This is a genomic window from Photorhabdus sp. RM96S (assembly GCF_042879335.1).
In the GTDB taxonomy this organism is placed as follows: domain Bacteria; phylum Pseudomonadota; class Gammaproteobacteria; order Enterobacterales; family Enterobacteriaceae; genus Photorhabdus; species Photorhabdus kayaii.
Map to the genome: position 1 here is coordinate 35,955 of NZ_JBHFKT010000034.1, position 19,366 is coordinate 55,320.

Consider the following 19,366-nt stretch of genomic DNA (forward strand, 5'->3'; position numbering starts at 1 on the left):
CATTAAAACAAATAATTGGATAAAAATCAGTGCCTTGCCAACAATTTGAGCGGGCAATTTGCCCGCTCTTGTCAAACTTAATACAGCCAGTCGCGTCCCATCCGGTCAGCAGCCATAATAGCGGCGTACACTTTTTCCGGTGTCACTTCAAAAGGCATGTTGTGAATGGTTTCGTCCTCGGCACAACTTGCTTTTGCCACTGCCATCACTTTTTCTTTCAGTTTTTCACCATCTTTTACTCCAAGTTGATCCAGAGTAACCGGTAGTCCCATCTGTACACAGAAATCAAGGAAAGTGTCCAATTCTTCATTTGGGCTATTTTCCAGTATTAGTTGAACTAATACCCCGAAGGCGACTTTTTCGCCGTGGTACATGTGGTGGCATTCTTCCAATACGGTAAAGCCATTGTGTACGGAATGAGCGGCGGCTACACCCGTATTTTCAAAGCTCAGGCCGCTTAAGTAAGTAATAGCTTCGATGACATTTTCCACCGCAGGTGTACTGACGTCTGTTTCAACAGCCAATTTTGCTTTATAGCCTTCTTCTAACAAAGTTTCGTAACAGAGATGAGCGAGGGCTATTGTGGTACGGGATATCGCACCATCTGTCATTCGAGGTTTATGGCCGACTCCATAAATGCGGGTTTCGAAGTAAGTTGCCAGCGCATCGCCAATTCCGGCAATGAAAAAACGGGTTGGGGCTTTAGCGATAATGTTGGTATCGATTAGGACAATATCTGGGTTTGTTGGGAGAAACAGATAGTCTTCATATTTGCCATCATCGCTGTAAATAACAGAGAGAGCACTGGTTGGGGCGTTAGTGGAAGCGATAGTGGGAGCAATCAGAACCGGCAATCTGGATTCGTAAGCGACCGCTTTTGCGGTATCTTGTACTTTGCCGCCACCGATACCAATAACGGCTTGGCATTCATGTTGTTTAAGAATGTCAGACAGGCGTTTAATCTCATTCCAACTACATTCGCCGCCAAACACTTCAAAATGACGAGTGATTTCATGCTGTTCCAGGCTGCTATGAACAGTATCTCCCACCAATTTCATCGCGGAGTTACCGATGATAACCAAAACGTGGTCGGCGATAGTTTTTGTGTATTTACCAATATGGAGCAGGGCATCAGGTCCCTGAATATATTTGGATGGGGATTGAATAATTTTCAGCATAAGAATATTCCTTTTGTGGAAACTCAATGTCTGTTTGTCGCATCAATTTTCCTAATGAACAAGGAGCAAAATGTGACAGACTGGTAAACTATCTTCGGATGAAAAAAGTACTTAAATTACTTCACAGACTAACACCATCTATAAAAATTAATGGTTGGTTATGGATAAATAAAGTTGTTATGCCCATTTTGTCGTGGGAAATGTGTGTTTTTTTGATCTATACCCGGATCTCTGTACTGGAACAGGCCCTTTTTCTTCATAGCTGCGTTTGGGGAAGCTAGTGGGTTGGACAGGTAAAAAGCGGACAGAGTGGCAGGTATTGCTTTACCGATCTCTTAATCAGGCGATCTGATTAAGAGACAGCTATCGGTTGGGTGTATAAAAATCAGCGAACTTGAATGTGGCTATTATTAATTTGATAGTTAAAGAAGTACTTGAGAATCAGGTTCAACAAAATGCCGTAAGCTGGCAAGAAAAAGATTAAATAAATTAATAGCTTAAAGCAGTAATCGACTAACCCAATCTCGATCCAGTTAGCGGCCATGAAAGCATCGGTACTGCGATAGAAAGCGATAGAGAAAAAGGCTAGGGTATCAAGTAAGTTGCCGAAGAACATCGCCGCTGCGGGAGCGACCCACCAATTGCGTCTCCGGCGCAGACGATTGAAGACGTATACATCCAATATCTGCCCAAGGAAGTAAGCCATAAAGCTGGCGCAGGCAATACGGGCAACAAAGAGATTGAATTCAAGTAGCGCGGTAAACTCTTGCCACTCTCCTTGGAAAAATAGGGCAGAAATTATATAAGAGATCAGCAATGCGGGGATCATAACGGTGGTAATGATCCGCCTTGCCAGTGGTGCGCCGTAGATACGAACCGTCAAATCTGTTGCAAGGAAAATAAATGGAAAAGTAAAGGCTCCCCAAGTGGTATGAAAACCGAAAATAGAGACGGGTAGCTGCACCAGATAATTACTGGAAATAATAATCAGAATGTGGAATAACGAAAGCCAAATTAAAGCGATAGCACGCTGTTGTGTAATCGTAGTTGATAAAAACATATTGTACCTTTTTTGAAATATGGGGTGAGGGAACCCAATGAAAGATCTGCCGTTTTAACTGACGGCACCTCACATGATATGTCGGTTGTGCACGAATTCAAAATGCCGGTATGTAAAGTTAATTTTTGCTGGCTTTTTTATAATATAATTCGGTCTAATAGACTGACTGAAATTGTAGAGATAAGTTATGCCCGATGTGTTTACTCATCCAGACCAGACCCTTGATACACAAGGGCTTCGCTGTCCTGAACCAGTAATGATGGTGCGGAAAACTGTGCGTCATATGGAAGCAGGGCAGATGTTATTAATTCTTGCTGATGATCCGGCAACTACGCGTGATATTCCCAGTTTCTGCCATTTTATGGAGCATCAACTGATTGCGCAAGAAACGGAACAAATGCCTTACCGCTATCTGGTTCGGAAAAAAGAGAGTCAACTCTGAATTGAATATAACAGCCAAGTTGAGAAATGAACGCTTTTACTTTTTACCATGCCTTCGAACGTCAATGAGTTTTCACCACTGAATTTATCTTGCTATAGCACAGGATATGAGCTGGAAATAAGACTCATATCCTTAATATACCCGTTATCTTTCAAGCTGCCTCTTTGTTGGCTGCACTCACTCACCCCGGTCACATAGTTCGCTATGCTCCCGGGGATTCGCTCCCTTGCCGTCGCGATGCATCTTGAAATCCATAGGGTATAGCTAGGCAATTTTCGTTATTTCAGCTTAATCCTCAATAACCTTACCGCGTTTGCCGTCACAAGAGCGGTTGCGCCAGAATCCGCCAGTACTGCCATCCACAAGCCTGTAATACCCAATAGGCTAGTGATAAGGAAGATCCCTTTTAGCCCCAAGGCAATAGCAATGTTTTGACGGATATTATTGTGCGTTGCGCGGGAAAGGGTGATGATTTCCGACAAACCTGTCAGACGGTTGTGAGTCAATGCTGCATCTGCGGTTTCCAGAGCGACATCGGTACCGCTTCCCATCGCTACACCGATACTGGAAGCTTTCATTGCGGGTGCGTCATTGATGCCGTCACCGACCATCATTGTGCTGTGATCTTTATTCAATGCAATGACCGCTTTGACTTTATCTTCTGGCATTAACCCGGCGCGGAAATCTATCCCTAACTGACCGGCAATTGCAGTTGCTGCACGTGGGTTATCCCCTGTCAACATCACCGATTTAATACCTTGATCTTTCAGTAAACGGATAGCATCAATTGCATCTTGACGTAACGTATCTTGCATCGCGATAAGGCCAGTAAATTGTTCATCATGCATCACGGCAACAACGGTTTTACCGCAATCTTCTAACTGAACAATTTTTTGTTTCCAATGCTCAGATAACGTGTTTGCTGGCAGTTTTCCGGGCGCACTGACGAGAATACGTTTACCGTCCAACTGACCTTCAACACCAACACCCGCCAGCGCTTTACGGTGTTCAGCTTCGGTAATACTAACGTTTTTACTTTCTGCATATTGCAAAATGGCTTTAGCCAGTGGGTGGTGGGAGCCGCTTTCTACTGCGGAAGCCAAAGTTAATAACTGGGATTCGCTGATGTTTTCTGCTGGTTGTATATCTGTGACTTGTGGTTTACCGGCGGTCAGCGTACCGGTTTTATCAAAAGCGATAGTGGTGATTAGTCCCAGTTGTTCCAGTGCCGCACCACCTTTAATCAAGGCACCTCGGCGGGTTGCTGCTGCAAGGGCAGAGGTAATTGCGGCGGGTGTGGAAATCACTAAAGCACAAGGGCAACCGATCAGTAGCAAAGTAAGACCACGGTAGATCCATGTGTCCCAAGGTTGGCTGAATACAGTAGGTGGAATGATGATAACCAACGCAGAAAACAGCATAATCAGCGGAGTGTAAATCCGGCTAAAACGGTCAATGAAACGCTCAATCGGTGCGCGGCGTTCTTCGGCTTCTTCAATCAGTTGCAGAATACGGTCAATGGCATTGTTGCCCTGTTCGGACAGCACTTTCATTTGGACTGCACGATCCACGGATAAACAACCTGCCGGAACTTTTTCTCCTTGCATTCGTTCAACCGGAATAGATTCGCCTGTCAGTGCACTTTCATCAAAGCTAGCGAATGAATTGAGTAATTCGGCATCAGTGGGTAAACGTCCGCCTGGAGCAATCTCGATGATATCGCCAGGGCGAAGGTCTGAAACTGGGACAGTTCTTTTTTCACCATTTTTTATCAGTAGAGCCTCTTCCGGCACCAGTGCCATCAATGCGCTAACCCCTCGACGAGCACGGCCGGCAGCATAAGCTTCCAGCATTTCACCCAGCATAAACAGCAGTAGTACCATTGCTGCTTCAGCGGTGGCGTCAATAAACAGTGCGCCAATGGCGGCAACACTCATCAATGTTTCAATGGCGAATGGCGTGCCTGATCGTATGAGCTGCCAGGCTTTGGTGACAATAGGTACCAATCCAATCACGGTGGTGATGATAAAGGCAATACGGCCAAATGAGGGATTGATGTGAGAGATTCCCCAACTTATCAGCATCATCAGTGAAAGAGTGATGATTGGGGCAAATTCTTTCCAGCGGCTGCTTTTTTCTGCTTTCTGACTTGAATCGGAATTGCGTAGAGTAAATCCAGCCTGATTAACGGCTTGAATAACGGCTGAACGTATATCGGTATCCGCATCCACAACTAGTTTTTCTGTTGCGAATAGAACCTTGGCTTGTTTCACTTCTGGAATTTTGCTAACCGCGGTTTCAATTTTACGGGCACAACTTGGACAATCCATACCATTAACCACCCAACTGAAACGTTGGTTTGCCAAAAGCGCAGGTGCTTGTGTCTCTTGTGTATCATGGGAAGGGTGATGCTTATGTGAGCAAGCCTTACCATGTTCATGTTCATGATGATGTAAATGTTCACTAACTTGTTTAGCCTGATCTGAACAAGTAGTCGTCGCGCAACAGCTTCCATGCTGGTGGTTATGTTGATGAGCACTATTTTTGTTTGAATTTGAGTACATGGACTCCCCCTGAATAGAGTTAACTCAAAGATAATGATTAAACTCTACACTTTGGAGCCTACTCCAGAGTCAATAAAAAGAAAAAATAAAGTTGTCAAATTGTACGACTGAGTGCTGATATCTATTTTCAACTTAATCTTTTTATTAAAGATAAATAGAACGAATAATCAGAAAATGGCCGATAAAATAACAGGTTGCTACAATCGCCTTAGAAGATTTGAACTGGAAACGGTAATGGTTAATCAACCAGACACTATGTGACAGTAACAACAAGATAGTGCCTGCTAACAGGGAGAAACCATACGCTGTATTAAGGGAGAAATATTGTTCACCTGCCATCCACACCATTATCAGGAGCATGACAATTGAGGCAACGACTAGCCAGCGCATTTCCTCCAGTTTATTCCAAATAACCAGCAGAATAACGGAGCCCAGAACCAGTAAAATTAATGGCAGCGGGAAGAAGAAACTGAAATTCATCTGCATTACAAAGCTTATCGTGTAGAGCAGATAACAGAGGAATAATGTGCTTAGGGAGAGTAGTGAATACTTACTGGGGAGCATGCGCAGAGCATCTGATATTAAAGCAGTGAATAACCCAAGACAGATTAAATAACCTGAAATATGCAGCTCAGGCGCTTGCCATGCCCACAATAACAACAATAGCAGAGTGACTGGCCTGAATAGCCATCTTTGCCAGTTTGGACCACGGTAAGCTGCATCAACATACAACCAACCAGAAAGAAATACTGCAATAAATGGCCAGCTCATCTTTGTTCCTTAAATAAGTAATGGATAAGGGTTCTACTCTTTTACTATCAAAATATAGACTTAAATAATAGAGATTGGTTTAAGTATCTGTGCGGAAATAGGCAATAAATTAAGAAATGATTTATCTGTTCAGCAAAGAAAGCAGGCAATAAGTTGTGTTGAGACAGAATTCTGAACGCCCTCCTCATAACCGGAAAGAGGAATGAAATGAATCATTCCTCACATAATTGTATATCCTATGGATTTCAAGATGCATCGCGACGGCCAAGGAGTGAATCCCCGGGAGCATAGGTAACTATGTGACCGGGGTGAGCGAGTGCAGCCAACAAAGAGGCAACTTGAAAGATGACGGGTATATATACTTTCCGGGTGTTGGGGCGTGTGTCTACTATTTGAGGTGATGGCTTTTCTCTTTCCGTTGTTTTTTCTGCATTGACAGTAGTTCAAAAACACCAAAAAAGAAGATCTTGGTTTGCATCAGGCTAGAGAGTTTTTGGTCTTTGGGCTGACTGGTTTTCAGAAGCAGCATTTGAAATGCATGCATGACCACCATGAAAATCATGGCGACATCCATAAAATACTTCAATGGTTTTGGAAATGGATGGATCAGGTTAAAGATCAGAAATCCCCAAACGCAGATCATTAACAGTTTGCCCAATTGAATAAACATCAGTGTATACTCCAAAGTAAGCGTTATGCAGGTAAGTAACGGATATAGAGCCGGTATGCGACTTGTCCGGCGACTTTTTCACGATGAAGTTGCCAGTTAACAGGCACATCAATCGCCATTGATTCAGATTCAGCCTCAACATAAATCCAGCTTTCATCTGCCAGCCAATTTTGCTCTTCCAACAATTTTATAGTTTCGCTAAGCATTCCTTTACGAAAAGGAGGATCAAGGAAAACGACATCGTAGGGTTTTCCTGATTGGGATAAATAGGTTAATGCACTGTCGTTAATGACCTCGGCGTTTTGGGTACTGAGCAGATCCAAATTCGCGGAAAGCTGTTTGGCTATATTACGTTCATATTCAATTAGGGTAACTTGGGCTGCATAACGAGAAAGCGCTTCTAATCCAAGTGCTCCGCTTCCTGCATAGCAATCCAAGCAGTGTGCTTCCTGAATAACTGGGGCTAGCCAGTTAAATAGCGTCTCTCTGACACGATCTGTCGTTGGACGTAATCCAGGGCTATCCGGTACAGGTAATTTTCGGCCTCGCCATTTTCCGCCAATAATGCGGATTTGTCCCATCGATTGCCGTTGTGATTTCTTTGCCATAATTTGCGTAACAGTTGTTAAGACTTACAGGCATTAATTTACCATGAAATTCATGATTGATATGTGTTGAGCTATTACGAAAATGTTAGACTGTTTCTAATTTCGTTATTATTCCTTGTTGTAACGCCATGATTTAACCTTGAGGAGAGCAGTGGCTAATGGCAAAAGAGAAAAAAAGAGGCTTTTTCTCCTGGTTCGGGCGTGGCCGTCAGGAAGAGCAGCAAAAAGAAGAACAATTGGCGGCGGAGCAGGCGGAACAGCAACGTCTTGCCGAGGAAGCTGCAAGGTTGGCGGCGGAGCAGGCGGAACAACAGCGTCTTGCCGAGGAAGCCGCAAGATTGGCGGCGGAGCAGGCGGAACAACAGCGTCTTGCCGAGGAAGCCGCAAGGTTGGCGGCAGAGCAGGTACAAACTGAACAGACAGAGCTAGTTATATCAAAAGAGCAAGAGCGTCCGACTAAAGAGGGCTTTTTCTCTCGCCTGAAACGCAGTTTGGTTAAAACTCGTCAGAATTTAGGGTCCGGTTTTCTTAGTCTATTCAGTGGCAAAAAGATCGATGATGACCTATTTGATGAATTGGAAGAGCAGTTATTGATTGCTGATGTTGGTGTCGATACTACCCGTAAAATCATTAGCAGTTTGACAACACATGCCAGCCGTAAAGAGCTAAAAGACGCAGAAGCGTTGTATGCCAAACTGAAAGAAGAGATGTCTGGTATTCTGACTAAAGTGAATAAACCCTTGGACATTGAAGGAAAAACGCCGTACGTCATTCTGATGGTTGGTGTTAATGGTGTTGGAAAAACCACGACAATTGGTAAATTGGCGCGTCAATTTCAGGCACAAGGTAAATCTGTCATGCTGGCAGCCGGAGATACTTTCCGTGCAGCCGCCGTTGAACAGTTACAGGTGTGGGGGGAACGTAACCATATTCCGGTAGTGGCGCAACATACTGGCGCTGATCCCGCTTCTGTGATTTTCGATGCTATTCAGTCAGCTAAAGCCAAAGGTGTCGATGTCCTGATTGCAGATACCGCAGGTCGTTTGCAAAATAAATCTCATCTGATGGAAGAATTGAAGAAGATTGTCCGAGTGATGAAAAAACTGGACGAAAATGCTCCACATGAAATTATGCTGACATTGGATGCCAGTACCGGTCAGAATGCGATAAATCAGGCTAAACTATTCCATGAAGCTGTTGGGTTGACAGGCATCTCATTGACAAAACTGGATGGTACTGCCAAAGGTGGAGTAATTTTCGCCATTGCTGATCAGTTTGAAATTCCTATTCGTTATATTGGGGTTGGTGAAGGAATTGAAGATCTACGGCCATTTAAGGCAGACGACTTTATAGAGGCACTTTTTGCCCGAGAGGATTAATTACCTATGATTCGCTTTGAACAGGTCAGTAAAGCTTATCTGGGGGGACGGCAAGCCCTGCAAGGGGTGGATTTTCATTTGCGCCCTGCGGAAATGGCATTTCTAATCGGTCACTCAGGGGCAGGTAAAAGTACCTTGCTGAAACTTATCTGTGGCATTGAGCGGCCTAGTGCCGGACATATCTGGTTTGCCGGTCATGATATCAGCCGGTTAAAAAGCCGTGAGGTACCTTTTCTACGTCGTCAGATTGGTATGATTTTCCAAGATCATCATCTGCTGTTGGGTCGGACGGTATACGATAATGTGGCAATGCCACTGATTATTTCAGGTGCAAGTTCTGAAGATATCCGTCGTCGGACTTCCGCTGCTTTGGATAAGGTTGGTCTGCTGGACAAAGCGAAAAATTTCCCAATTCAACTTTCAGGGGGAGAACAACAACGAGTTGGCATTGCTCGTGCGGTTGTGAATAAGCCGACTGTTTTGTTGGCGGATGAACCTACCGGTAATCTGGATGGTGAGTTGTCGGAGGGTATTTTACGACTGTTTGAAGAATTTAATCGGGTTGGGGTGACAGTGCTGATAGCGACCCATGATATGGCACTGATTGAAAGACGGAAATATCGTATTCTGACTCTGAGCCAAGGCCGTATGGCGGGAGAGCATCATGGTTAAAAATGTGCGTAAGGCAGCGGGGAAAGTAACAAGATCGAAAAGTAAAGTTTTACAAGGAGGATGGCGTGAGCAGTGGCGCTATGCTTGGATGAATACGTTGACAGATATGTCGCGTCAGCCGTTGGCAACTTTGTTGACCGTGATGGTGATTGCTATCTCCCTGACATTACCAAGTGTTTGTTACATTGTGTGGAAGAATGTCAGCCAGGCTGCGGAGACATGGTATCCCTCCCCTCAACTGACGGTATATCTCGATAAATCACTGGATGATAGCAGTGCTCAGAAATTAATAAGTGAGCTGAAAGCACTTGATGGTGTGGATAATGTCAACTATCTCTCACGTCAGGAAGCAATGACAGAATTCCGCGCCTGGTCTGGCTTTGGTAGCGCACTGGATATGCTGGAAGAGAATCCGTTGCCCGCGGTGGCTATTATCACACCGAAAATCGATTTTCAGAGTTCACAGACGCTGACCACGCTGCGTGATAGAGTTTCTCAGGTTAAAGGTATTGAAGAAGTTCGGATGGATGATAGCTGGTTTGCTCGTCTGGCGGCGCTGACAGGTCTTATCGGTCAGATTGTGACAGTAATCGGTATTCTGATGATCGTTGCGCTGTTTTTGGTCATCGGTAATAGTGTGCGTCTCAGCATCTTCAGTCATCGTGATACGATTAACGTGATGAAGCTTATTGGTGCAACGGATGGCTTTATTTTGCGCCCGTTCCTCAATGGTGGTGCTTTGTTAGGGGCTTTGGGGGCAATTTTATCGTTAATTTTGTCTGCGCTGTTGGTGTGGAAACTTTCTGATGTTGTCACACAGGTTGCCAGTGTATTTGGCACGACATTTAATTTACATGGGCTTTCATGGGATGAGTCCCTGCTGCTAGTTTTGCTCTCCGCAATGATTGGTTGGGTCGCTGCTTGGTTGGCGACAACTCAGCATTTGCGTCATTTTACGCCAGAATAAAACGGTAATTTTCGATTTTCTTCTGTGTAGAATTAATTAAAAAGGTGCTTGTACTCTCCCGGTGAACCTGGCGGGCGCTTTTGTGAAATGGGATTAATATTTGTCGGGGATAGTACAAATAAAGGTAGTTGCATAAATATAAAACTATCTGTTATTTTTTGTTCTGTGGACCCATTATCGGGATGGTCGGTACTGAAATTATTACTCTTCCACGGATCTGTAACTTGAATATGCACATTCTGGTGATAGACTGTACCGCTGTATGTTGAACGTAGGTTCTCATATACACTGATGTAATCTAATCCATACTAACGATTTGAGCCTTATTTGAGAGGATTTGAATGGCCAAAGAAATGCAAACCTTAGCGTTAGTTCCTCAAGGAAGTCTAGAGGGCTATATCCGTGCCTCTAATATTTATCCAATGCTGACAGCAGAGGAAGAGAAGGAACTGGCTGAAAGGCTGCATTACCAGGGAGATCTGGATGCAGCTAAGAAGCTGATTCTGTCTCATCTGCGCTTCGTTGTTCATGTCGCTCGTAGCTATGCTGGTTATGGGCTACCTCAGGCGGATTTAATTCAGGAAGGGAATATTGGCCTGATGAAAGCAGTACGTCGTTTTAACCCGGAAGTAGGGGTGCGTCTGGTTTCTTTTGCCGTCCACTGGATTAAAGCTGAAATCCATGAATATGTACTGCGTAACTGGCGTATTGTTAAAGTTGCAACAACTAAAGCACAGCGTAAGCTGTTCTTTAACCTGCGTAAAACTAAACAGCGCTTAGGGTGGTTCAATCAGGACGAAGTAGAAATGGTCGCCAAAGAACTTGGTGTGACCAGTAAAGATGTGCGTGAGATGGAATCTCGTATGTCAGCGCAGGATATGGCGTTTGATATGTCTGCCGATGATGATAGTCAGGAAGGTCAACCGGTTGCGCCAGTGCTGTATCTTCAGGATAAAGCATCTGATTTTGCAGACGGCATTGAAGAGGACAATTGGGAAAACCATGCGGCTGATAAATTATCGGTAGCGATGGAAAGTTTAGACGAGCGCAGTCAGGATATTATCCGTTGCCGCTGGTTAGATGATGACAATAAATCTACCCTGCAAGAACTGGCGGATAAGTATGGTGTTTCTGCGGAGCGTGTACGTCAGCTTGAAAAAAATGCCATGAAAAAATTGCGTGTAGCCATTGAGGCATAAATAGAGTGATTTTGCGTTAATGCATTCGCAATGAATAAATTAAAAAGGCGATAATGGTTTATCGCCTTTTTTGTTTTATTTTTCATTGTTGTCATCTAATCCTATGAAAATTGTTATTGCGCCTGACTCATTTAAAGAAAGTCTCAGTGCCTTGCAGGCCGCTGAAGCGATAGAGCAAGGATTTCGGGAAATCTATCCACAAGCAGAATACATTAAATTGCCGATGGCTGATGGCGGTGAAGGTACGGTTGAATCGATGGTTGCAGCCACCAATGGGAGAGTTGTACACCTGTCGGTTACTGGTCCGTTAAATCAGCCGGTGGATAGCTTTTTCGGCGTGCTAGGTGATGGAGAAACCGCTGTTATTGAAATCGCGGCGGCTTCTGGCTTACATCTGGTGCCGATGGAAAAGCGTAATCCGCTGATAACCACGACTTATGGTACCGGCGAGCTGATGTTGGCTGCTTTGGATCAAGGTGTCAGAAAGATAATTTTAGGCATTGGTGGTAGCGCGACTAATGATGGCGGTGCCGGTATGATGCAGGCGTTGGGGGCTTGTTTGCTTGATTCTGATGGTAAAGCGTTGGAAGCTGGCGGGGCTGCGCTAAGTCGGCTCGCTAAAATCGATCTTTCTGGTTTGGACGTTCGTTTGAGTCGGACTGAAATTATCGTTGCCTGTGATGTGACTAACCCATTATGCGGCGAGTTTGGTGCATCTGCTATTTTCGGGCCACAGAAAGGAGCGACACCAGAGATGGTGAAAGAGTTGGATGCAGCCTTGCGCCATTATGGTGAGAAAATTGAGTTACTGACCGGCATTAAGGTCATTGACGTACCGGGTGCAGGAGCAGCAGGGGGAATGGGCGTTCCTTTACTTGGTTGGTTGGACGCTAAATTGCAACCGGGAATTGATATTGTTATCTCCACGCTGGAATTGGAAAAGGCAGTACAAGGCGCTGATCTGGTTATTACTGGTGAAGGCCGAATGGACAGCCAGACTATTTACGGTAAAACACCGATTGGTGTTGCTCGTATCGCCAAAAAGTATGCTATTTCAACCATTGCATTAGTTGGCAGTATAAGTCAGAACTATAGCATCGTTCATGAGCACGGATTGGATGCCGTTTTCTCAATTATGCCCGGCGTTTGTTCTCTTTCTGACGCTCTTGCTTGCGGGCATGAGAATTTGAGGGTGACTGCCCGCAATGTGGCTGCGGTCTGGAAAATGGGTCAGCTAGAATAAGAATTTGATTTGGGATCGTAGTAAAAACCACAGGCACTCATAAAACCTTTTAATGCTGGTTCGTTAGCATCGGAGAACCCTTCAAGGCTTAACTTCCACTGGTTAATGGTGGGATGCTGAGCTTTTATTTCATTTATCAGATATAAACCCACTCCCCGGCGGCGTGTTATTTCACGGACACATAAATCTTTAAGCAGGCCGGATTGATCACTGAAAGTCACTTTTACTGCGGCCAGTAATCTATCATTAAAACGAGCAGCGAACAGTTTATTTCCGTTTTTTAGATGGATTTGCCACTGTTCAGGTATTTGCTGAGGCCAGATTTTTTTCAGATCAATCATATCTTGTGCGGACAAAACAGTAAGTTGTTCAATAGTTAGCTTCATGGTTTTTCCATATCAATTTTAGTTGCATAGATCGATAGAGTGGAGTGTCGCGTAACCGCTTTTATACGTTACTGGAAAAATGTTTTTAACATGATCGATATTTCGAGTTAAAGATTGCTTTACTAATATTTAACCAGAATATCACACTATGTTTTGTCTAAATTCCAATCAACTTTGGCGGTATTTTATGCTGTAATTAATGCTTTTATCTACCTTGTTAATTTGATTTTAAGCATGAAATGCTATTTTAATAGCATGAAAAATAAAATCTTATTCATAAAAATTACTTTATCTAATCAGCGATCACAAAAGATCACGGTTATCCCATTAGATAATCGGAGATCTAAAAGGTAAACACAATAAATTAGACCAATAACGACACGGGGATAAATAAAATGAAAGTCATAACAGGTAAAAACCTATTAGCCGGCTGTATTGTCATGATGATGAGTTACTCACTGTGGGCACAAGAGATCAACGTGGCGATTGTGGGGGCAATGTCTGGTCCAGTTGCGCAATATGGTGATATGGAATTTACTGGCGCACGTCAGGCGATTGCAGATATCAATGCTAATGGTGGTATTAATGGTAATAAGCTGGTGGGGGTTGAATATGATGATGCGTGTGACCCGAAACAGGCTGTCGCTGTCGCGAATAAAGTGATTAATGACAACATTCGCTATGTTATCGGCCATTTATGCTCTTCCTCTACTCAACCGGCATCTGACATCTATGAAGATGAAGGTGTCATTATGATTACACCAGCAGCAACCAATGCCGATCTGACAACTCGTGGTTACCAAATGATTATGCGTACTACCGGGCTGGATTCTGATCAGGGACCAACGGCAGCGAAATATATTGCTGAAAAGATTAAACCTCAGCGTATAGCTATTGTTCATGATAAACAGCAATACGGTGAAGGGTTGGCTCGATCTGTTCTCGATAAATTGAAAAAAGCGGGAGCCAATATTGTCTTGTTTGAAGGCGTTACTGCTGGTGACAAAGACTTTTCGGCTCTGGTTGCCCGCCTGAAAAAAGAGAATGTGGATTTTGTCTATTTTGGTGGCTACTACCCTGAAATGGGGCAAATTCTGCGTCAAGCTAAACAGGCTGGTCTGAATATTCGTTTTATGGGACCGGAAGGTGTAGGTAACTCCTCGCTATCTAATATCGCCGGAGTTGCTTCTGAAGGAATGTTAGTCACCCTCCCTAAGCGTTACGATCAGGTACCGGTGAACAAAGCTATTGTTGAGGCGATCAAAGGTAAGAAAGGTGATCCGACAGGTCCGTTCGTCTGGACAACCTATGCTGCTCTGCAATCTCTGGCTGCGGCAATGAACCGTACCGGTAGTATGGAACCGATTGATTTGGTGAAAGACCTGAAAGCGAATCCAGTAGATACCGTAATGGGAACACTAAGCTGGAATGCCGTTGGCGATCTAAAAGGGTTCGAATTTGGTATTTTTGAATGGCATGCAGATGGTTCTTCTACTTCTGTGAAGTAAAGTCATCAGAACAGTCGTCAGCTTCTGTTTGTCAGGAGCTGTTATTCCAGAGGTACAAGGTATGTCAGAGCAATTTCTCTATTTTTTACAACAGATGTTAAATGGAGTGACTCTGGGTAGTACTTATGCATTGATTGCCATTGGTTATACGATGGTTTATGGCATTATCGGGATGATTAACTTCGCTCATGGTGAAGTTTACATGATTGGTAGCTATGTCTCCTTTATTGTGATTGCGGCTCTGATCATGATGGGCGTTGATTTGGGCTGGTTGCTGATTACTGCGGCTTTTTTAACATCAATTGTCATTGCTGCTGCTTATGGTTGGAGTATTGAGCGAGTGGCTTACAGGCCAGTTCGTCATTCCAAACGCTTGATTGCGCTGATTTCGGCGATTGGGATGTCTATTTTCTTGCAAAACTATGTCAGTCTGTCACAAAGTTCTCGCGATCTGGCATTGCCTAGCCTGATTACCGGGCAGTGGGTATTAGGCGAAAGTGATGGATTTTCTGCCAGTATTAGCGCAATGCAACTGACCATCTGGATAGTGACATTTCTTACCATGCTGATATTGACAGTATTCATTCGCTACTCCCGTATGGGACGTGCCTGCCGTGCTTGTGCGGAAGATCTGAAAATGGCCAGTTTGTTGGGGATCAATACTAACCGAATGATTTCCTTAACTTTTGTTATCGGTGCAGTTATGGCTGCAATAGCCGGTGTTTTGTTGGGGCAGTTCTACGGTGTAATAAATCCGTATATCGGTTTTATGGCAGGCATGAAAGCTTTCACCGCAGCAGTATTGGGAGGAATTGGCAGTATTCCAGGGGCGATGATTGGTGGCTTGATTTTGGGAATTTCTGAAGCCTTAACTTCTGCTTACTTGAGCACAGAATATAAAGATGCCGTTTCTTTTGCTCTGCTCATTGTTGTGCTGTTGTTTATGCCGACTGGAATCTTAGGCCGTCCAGAGGTAGAAAAGGTATGAAACATGCTAATTGGGTGAATGCCATTATCGCCTCAGTCGCTTTATTTGTGTTGTCTGCCTTTATGATGGGGATGCAGTTGTCGCTGGAGGGTACGAAGTTGGTCGTCCATCGTGCCGATGAAGTGCGATGGTTATGGATTGGTATTGGCTGTGCGGTTGTTTTTCTGTTCCAGCTATTGCGTCCGGTTGTTCAGCAGATAATGAAGAAAGTACCGATTAAAAGCTGGTCGTTGCCGGATTTCGATGGCTCAACCAAAGGACAAAAGTTACTGGCAATATTGGTCATTATTACTGCAATTTTCTGGCCGTTTATTGTCTCCCGTGGTAGTGTTGATATTGCTACACTGACGTTAATTTATGTCATGCTAGGGTTGGGTTTGAATGTCGTGGTTGGTTTGTCGGGGTTGCTGGTGCTTGGGTATGCAGGTTTTTATGCTATCGGTGCTTATACCTACGCTTTGCTAAGTCACTATTACGGATTAGGGTTTTGGCAGAGTTTGCCGCTGGCGGGGTTAACGGCTGCTTTATCGGGGTTGTTGTTGGGCTTTCCGGTATTGCGATTGCGAGGTGACTATCTGGCAATTGTTACGCTTGGTTTTGGTGAAATTGTTCGCATTCTACTGTTGAATAATACTGAAATAACCGGTGGCCCGAATGGTATCAGCCAGATCCCAAAACCGACTTTCTTCGGGCTGGAATTTAACCGTAGTGTGAAAGAGGGTGGTTGGGATACTTTCCACAATTTCTTTGGTTTGAAATACGATCCCAGTGATCGGGTCATCTTCCTTTATCTGGTGGCGTTACTGTTGGTAATACTGACAGTATTTATTATTAATCGACTACTGCGTATGCCATTAGGTCGCGCATGGGAAGCGCTGCGTGAAGATGAGATTGCTTGCCGCTCTCTTGGCCTGAGTCCAACCCGTATTAAACTGGCTGCGTTTACTATCAGTGCGGCATTTGCCGGTTTTGCGGGTACTTTATTTGCTGCCCGGCAGGGTTTCGTCAGCCCAGAGTCCTTCACTTTTTCTGAATCTGCTTTTGTGCTGGCGATTGTGGTACTCGGAGGGATGGGCTCACAGACTGCGGTGATTCTAGCCGCCATTTTGTTGGTGGTTTCCCGTGAGATGATGCGTGATCTGAATGCCTATAGTATGTTGCTGCTAGGGGCAATGATGGTATTGATGATGGTTTGGCGTCCGCAAGGGTTGCTACCGACAAAACGCCGTCATGTCAAATTGGAACGACAGGTACAGGGAGGAAAGCAAGCATGAGTACAACACCATTATTGCAAGTTTCCGATCTGACCATGCGCTTCGGTGGTTTGCTGGCGGTTAATAACGTTGCCCTGAGGCTAAATCAGGGTGAAATTGTTTCTCTTATTGGCCCTAATGGAGCAGGGAAAACCACGATCTTTAATTGTCTGACAGGATTTTACTGTCCGACAAGCGGTACGATAAAGCTGCGGGAAAAACATCTGGAAGGGTTATCTGGGCAGGCTATTGCTCGTATGGGTGTTATCAGAACATTCCAGCATGTGCGGTTATTCCGAGAGATGACGGTGATTGAGAATCTATTAGTGGCGCAGCATCAGCATCTTAAAAGGGGCCTTTTTGCCGGCCTTTTTAAAACGCCGGCATTCCGCCGGGCAGAATCTAAGGCCGTAGATTGGGCCATAACTTGGTTAGAACGGATTGGTTTATTACCACTGGCAAACAGACAGGCAGGTAATCTGGCATACGGTCAGCAACGGCGTTTGGAGATTGCTCGCTGCATGGTGGTTCGCCCGGAAATTTTGATGCTGGATGAACCTGCTGCGGGTCTGAATCCGAAAGAGACAGAAGAGCTTAATGCTTTAATTGCTGAACTAAGGGAACATCATCAAGTTTCTGTATTGCTGATTGAGCATGATATGAAATTGGTGATGGGAATTTCAGATCGTATCTATGTTGTTAATCAGGGAATGTCTTTGGCGCAAGGGAGGCCAGAAGAGATTCGTAACAACCCGGATGTTATCCGGGCATATCTGGGCGAGGTGTATTAATTATGTTGGAATTTAAGCGGGTATCCGCCCACTATGGGGAAGTTCAGGTGTTGCATCAGGTTAGCCTGAATATTCAGCAGGGAGAAATTGTCACTCTGATTGGTGCAAATGGCGCAGGAAAAACAACATTGCTCAGCACCTTATGTAGTGAACCCAGAGCAACTGAAGGTTCCATTATTTTTCGTGGTCAGGATATCACCCAATGGTCGACATCTCGTATTATGCGTGAGGACATCGCGATTGTTCCTGAAGGTCGCAGAGTGTTTGCTCGTATGACAGTGGAAGAGAATTTGGCAATGGGCGGCTTTTTTGCTGATAAGACTCAGTATCAGCGGCGCATTGAGCGGGTTTATGATTTATTTCCGCGTTTACAGGAAAGACGTAACCAGCGGGCTGGAACGATGTCCGGTGGTGAACAGCAAATGTTGGCAATTGGCCGCGCTTTAATGAGCCAGCCACAATTATTGTTGCTGGATGAGCCTTCATTGGGACTGGCACCGATAGTTATCATTCAGATTTTCGATACTATACAGCAGTTGAGGGAAGAGGGGATGACAATCTTTTTAGTTGAACAGAATGCAAATCAGGCATTGAAATTGGCTGACCGAGGATATGTATTGGAAAACGGTAAGATCGTACTAGAAGACAGCGGGTCTGCATTATTGGTTAATGAAGCTGTGAGAAATGCGTATTTGGGAGGATAGAGGCGTATTCTTTTTCACAGGAAGGGAATTAAGATGGTTGATTATCCTCGTAGTACTGGGAAGGTTGTTTTTCCCAAGGTGAGGATGCCATTAATAACGCTTTAAGTCTGGTATTATCTGGGGGCGCGGCAACGAGTGTGGTTTCAAATGCTTTGAAATCTGCCCTTATTTTTTTCTGTGTTTTTTCGTCATATTTTAAGCGATATATACCCCATGGATTTCAAGATGGATCGCGACGGCAAGGGAGCGAATCCCAGGGAGCATAGGTAACTATGTGACCGGGGTGAGTGAGTGCAGCCAACAAAGAGGCAACTTGAAAGATAACGGATATAGTTTATTGGTGGAGTAATGGAAGGTTAATTAATTGTATTCAGCATATTTGAATAGCTAAAATCTACAGTCAAAATTATTTTGTTATTATGAAGTTGATTTATTTATTATCATTTTAACATTGCGAGTGAATTTGTGAATTATTACAGTCACTGTATAAAGGTGAAATTGGAAAATAAAAATAGAATCATATAGTACTATAGCAACCAATATTCATATTATTAATCTCAGGTGAATAACGTAATGCCAATAATTCCCATTTTAATATTTTTGTATGTGTTGTTTATATCTCATATAATTTTATTAACTCTTAAATAATAGTGATTTCATTGAAGAGGGGCATTGACATGAACTTTATCTCTGCTATAGTTTTTATATTATTGTGATTTTTTTAGATATGTCTCATTAATAACTTACTTATAATATGGATATATTAATATTCTGATGAGTTATTGTGGTATGTAAAGTCCACGTAATATATTGGGGAATTAATTTTCAAAGGTAATATACCCTATGGATTTCAAGATGGATCGCGACGGCAAGCAGGGTGAGATCTCACATTTTTAATAAGGTTATTTTGGTTAAATAAAAATCAGAATATGACTTTTTATAGGCATTTCTCTCATTAAAACGTTAAGATCTCTCTCTTCCAT

The 19,366-nt window shown here is 43.9% G+C and carries 19 protein-coding genes; 11 read left to right on the forward strand and 8 right to left on the reverse strand.

All coding sequences use genetic code 11. The features are described from left to right. Positions 1 to 77: 77 nt before the first annotated feature. Together ACGF49_RS18430 and ACGF49_RS18435 are read right to left on the reverse strand one after the other, a co-directional pair. The gene (locus ACGF49_RS18430) at positions 78 to 1,178 is read right to left on the reverse strand and encodes a glycerol dehydrogenase (RefSeq protein WP_113043722.1); all 1,101 of its coding nucleotides are present in this window, start codon (positions 1,176 to 1,178) and stop codon (positions 78 to 80) included. A 385-nt stretch (positions 1,179 to 1,563) separates the two neighbouring features. Continuing rightward, positions 1,564 to 2,238: a 7-cyano-7-deazaguanine/7-aminomethyl-7-deazaguanine transporter gene (locus tag ACGF49_RS18435; RefSeq protein WP_113043720.1), complete on the reverse strand. Its 675-nt coding sequence runs from the start codon at positions 2,236 to 2,238 to the stop codon at positions 1,564 to 1,566. A 187-nt stretch (positions 2,239 to 2,425) separates the two neighbouring features. Between ACGF49_RS18435 and tusA the strand changes: the two genes are divergently transcribed. Then, positions 2,426 to 2,680 carry a sulfurtransferase TusA gene (gene tusA / locus ACGF49_RS18440; protein ID WP_113043719.1) on the forward strand — a complete coding sequence of 85 codons (255 nt, stop codon included), beginning with the start codon at positions 2,426 to 2,428 and terminating at the stop codon, positions 2,678 to 2,680. 92 nt (positions 2,681 to 2,772) lie between these two features. On the opposite strand, the gene ACGF49_RS18445 is transcribed toward tusA, so the two are convergent. From ACGF49_RS18445 to rsmD, 5 genes are all read right to left on the reverse strand, one after another. Then, complete coding sequence (locus ACGF49_RS18445) at positions 2,773 to 2,952, reverse strand: hypothetical protein (RefSeq protein WP_158536604.1); 180 nt, start codon at positions 2,950 to 2,952, stop codon at positions 2,773 to 2,775. Positions 2,953 to 2,958: 6 nt separating this feature from the next. Beyond that, on the reverse strand, positions 2,959 to 5,244 hold the full coding sequence (locus tag ACGF49_RS18450) for a zinc/cadmium/mercury/lead-transporting ATPase (RefSeq protein ID WP_262978073.1): 2,286 nt from the start codon (positions 5,242 to 5,244) through the stop codon (positions 2,959 to 2,961). 144 nt (positions 5,245 to 5,388) lie between these two features. Next, complete coding sequence (locus tag ACGF49_RS18455) at positions 5,389 to 6,015, reverse strand: lysoplasmalogenase (RefSeq protein WP_113043717.1); 627 nt, start codon at positions 6,013 to 6,015, stop codon at positions 5,389 to 5,391. A 388-nt stretch (positions 6,016 to 6,403) separates the two neighbouring features. Beyond that, positions 6,404 to 6,685: a DUF1145 family protein gene (locus ACGF49_RS18460; RefSeq protein ID WP_112878263.1), complete on the reverse strand. Its 282-nt coding sequence runs from the start codon at positions 6,683 to 6,685 to the stop codon at positions 6,404 to 6,406. Between the two features lie 23 nt (positions 6,686 to 6,708). Next, positions 6,709 to 7,293, reverse strand: a complete 585-nt coding sequence (gene rsmD, locus ACGF49_RS18465) for a 16S rRNA (guanine(966)-N(2))-methyltransferase (RefSeq protein WP_113043716.1) — start codon at positions 7,291 to 7,293, stop codon at positions 6,709 to 6,711. A 158-nt stretch (positions 7,294 to 7,451) separates the two neighbouring features. On the opposite strand from rsmD, the gene ftsY reads away from it, so the two are divergent. The 5 genes from ftsY (at position 7,452) to ACGF49_RS18490 (ending at position 12,753) form a co-directional block, all read left to right on the forward strand. Continuing rightward, a complete protein-coding gene (gene ftsY, locus ACGF49_RS18470) occupies positions 7,452 to 8,672 on the forward strand; it encodes a signal recognition particle-docking protein FtsY (protein ID WP_113043715.1) in 1,221 nt (406 codons plus the stop codon). Positions 8,673 to 8,678: 6 nt separating this feature from the next. Then, the gene (gene ftsE, locus ACGF49_RS18475) at positions 8,679 to 9,344 is read left to right on the forward strand and encodes a cell division ATP-binding protein FtsE (protein WP_113043714.1); all 666 of its coding nucleotides are present in this window, start codon (positions 8,679 to 8,681) and stop codon (positions 9,342 to 9,344) included. Then, complete coding sequence (ftsX, locus tag ACGF49_RS18480; protein ID WP_112878267.1) at positions 9,337 to 10,311, forward strand: permease-like cell division protein FtsX; 975 nt, start codon at positions 9,337 to 9,339, stop codon at positions 10,309 to 10,311. The genes ftsE and ftsX overlap by 8 nt, the downstream gene beginning before the upstream one ends. Positions 10,312 to 10,652: 341 nt before the next feature. Continuing rightward, positions 10,653 to 11,510, forward strand: a complete 858-nt coding sequence (rpoH, locus tag ACGF49_RS18485; protein WP_113043713.1) for an RNA polymerase sigma factor RpoH — start codon at positions 10,653 to 10,655, stop codon at positions 11,508 to 11,510. A 103-nt stretch (positions 11,511 to 11,613) separates the two neighbouring features. Next, positions 11,614 to 12,753 (forward strand): glycerate kinase, encoded by a 1,140-nt coding sequence (locus ACGF49_RS18490; RefSeq protein WP_113043741.1) that lies wholly within the window; start codon positions 11,614 to 11,616, stop codon positions 12,751 to 12,753. Here the strand turns inward: ACGF49_RS18490 and panM are convergent. Then, positions 12,741 to 13,139, reverse strand: coding sequence for an aspartate 1-decarboxylase autocleavage activator PanM (panM, locus tag ACGF49_RS18495; RefSeq protein ID WP_113043712.1), 399 nt, complete (start codon positions 13,137 to 13,139; stop codon positions 12,741 to 12,743). The genes ACGF49_RS18490 and panM overlap by 13 nt on opposite strands. Positions 13,140 to 13,534: 395 nt before the next feature. Here panM and ACGF49_RS18500 point away from each other — a divergent pair, with 395 nt between their 5' ends. The 5 genes from ACGF49_RS18500 to livF all read left to right on the forward strand — a co-directional run bounded on the left by ACGF49_RS18500 (position 13,535) and on the right by livF (position 18,383). Continuing rightward, a complete protein-coding gene (locus tag ACGF49_RS18500) occupies positions 13,535 to 14,647 on the forward strand; it encodes a branched-chain amino acid ABC transporter substrate-binding protein (protein ID WP_113043711.1) in 1,113 nt (370 codons plus the stop codon). Between the two features lie 61 nt (positions 14,648 to 14,708). Beyond that, positions 14,709 to 15,635 carry a high-affinity branched-chain amino acid ABC transporter permease LivH gene (gene livH / locus ACGF49_RS18505; RefSeq protein ID WP_113043710.1) on the forward strand — a complete coding sequence of 309 codons (927 nt, stop codon included), beginning with the start codon at positions 14,709 to 14,711 and terminating at the stop codon, positions 15,633 to 15,635. Further along, the gene (locus tag ACGF49_RS18510; RefSeq protein ID WP_113043709.1) at positions 15,632 to 16,909 is read left to right on the forward strand and encodes a high-affinity branched-chain amino acid ABC transporter permease LivM; all 1,278 of its coding nucleotides are present in this window, start codon (positions 15,632 to 15,634) and stop codon (positions 16,907 to 16,909) included. Before livH ends, ACGF49_RS18510 begins: the two co-directional genes overlap by 4 nt. Further along, positions 16,906 to 17,679, forward strand: a complete 774-nt coding sequence (livG, locus tag ACGF49_RS18515) for a high-affinity branched-chain amino acid ABC transporter ATP-binding protein LivG (protein ID WP_113043708.1) — start codon at positions 16,906 to 16,908, stop codon at positions 17,677 to 17,679. Before ACGF49_RS18510 ends, livG begins: the two co-directional genes overlap by 4 nt. A gap of 2 nt (positions 17,680 to 17,681) precedes the next feature. Continuing rightward, positions 17,682 to 18,383, forward strand: coding sequence for a high-affinity branched-chain amino acid ABC transporter ATP-binding protein LivF (livF, locus tag ACGF49_RS18520; RefSeq protein WP_113043707.1), 702 nt, complete (start codon positions 17,682 to 17,684; stop codon positions 18,381 to 18,383). The last annotated feature ends 983 nt before the right edge of the window (positions 18,384 to 19,366 follow it).

Bases quoted from the DNA above. Each gene is read 5' to 3' on its own strand.
- ACGF49_RS18430 (WP_113043722.1), bottom strand. From the start codon at position 1,178: ATGCTGAAAATTATTCAATCCCCATCCAAATATATTCAGGGACCTGAT.
- panM (WP_113043712.1), bottom strand. From the start codon at position 13,139: ATGAAGCTAACTATTGAACAACTTACTGTTTTGTCCGCACAAGATATG.
- ftsX (WP_112878267.1), top strand. From the start codon at position 9,337: ATGGTTAAAAATGTGCGTAAGGCAGCGGGGAAAGTAACAAGATCGAAA.
- ftsY (WP_113043715.1), top strand. From the start codon at position 7,452: ATGGCAAAAGAGAAAAAAAGAGGCTTTTTCTCCTGGTTCGGGCGTGGC.
- ACGF49_RS18500 (WP_113043711.1), top strand. From the start codon at position 13,535: ATGAAAGTCATAACAGGTAAAAACCTATTAGCCGGCTGTATTGTCATG.
- rsmD (WP_113043716.1), bottom strand. From the start codon at position 7,293: ATGGCAAAGAAATCACAACGGCAATCGATGGGACAAATCCGCATTATT.
- ACGF49_RS18510 (WP_113043709.1), top strand. From the start codon at position 15,632: ATGAAACATGCTAATTGGGTGAATGCCATTATCGCCTCAGTCGCTTTA.
- tusA (WP_113043719.1), top strand. From the start codon at position 2,426: ATGCCCGATGTGTTTACTCATCCAGACCAGACCCTTGATACACAAGGG.
- livG (WP_113043708.1), top strand. From the start codon at position 16,906: ATGAGTACAACACCATTATTGCAAGTTTCCGATCTGACCATGCGCTTC.
- ACGF49_RS18455 (WP_113043717.1), bottom strand. From the start codon at position 6,015: ATGAGCTGGCCATTTATTGCAGTATTTCTTTCTGGTTGGTTGTATGTT.
- ACGF49_RS18490 (WP_113043741.1), top strand. From the start codon at position 11,614: ATGAAAATTGTTATTGCGCCTGACTCATTTAAAGAAAGTCTCAGTGCC.
- ACGF49_RS18450 (WP_262978073.1), bottom strand. From the start codon at position 5,244: ATGTACTCAAATTCAAACAAAAATAGTGCTCATCAACATAACCACCAG.
- rpoH (WP_113043713.1), top strand. From the start codon at position 10,653: ATGGCCAAAGAAATGCAAACCTTAGCGTTAGTTCCTCAAGGAAGTCTA.
- ACGF49_RS18460 (WP_112878263.1), bottom strand. From the start codon at position 6,685: ATGTTTATTCAATTGGGCAAACTGTTAATGATCTGCGTTTGGGGATTT.
- livH (WP_113043710.1), top strand. From the start codon at position 14,709: ATGTCAGAGCAATTTCTCTATTTTTTACAACAGATGTTAAATGGAGTG.
- livF (WP_113043707.1), top strand. From the start codon at position 17,682: ATGTTGGAATTTAAGCGGGTATCCGCCCACTATGGGGAAGTTCAGGTG.
- ftsE (WP_113043714.1), top strand. From the start codon at position 8,679: ATGATTCGCTTTGAACAGGTCAGTAAAGCTTATCTGGGGGGACGGCAA.
- ACGF49_RS18435 (WP_113043720.1), bottom strand. From the start codon at position 2,238: ATGTTTTTATCAACTACGATTACACAACAGCGTGCTATCGCTTTAATT.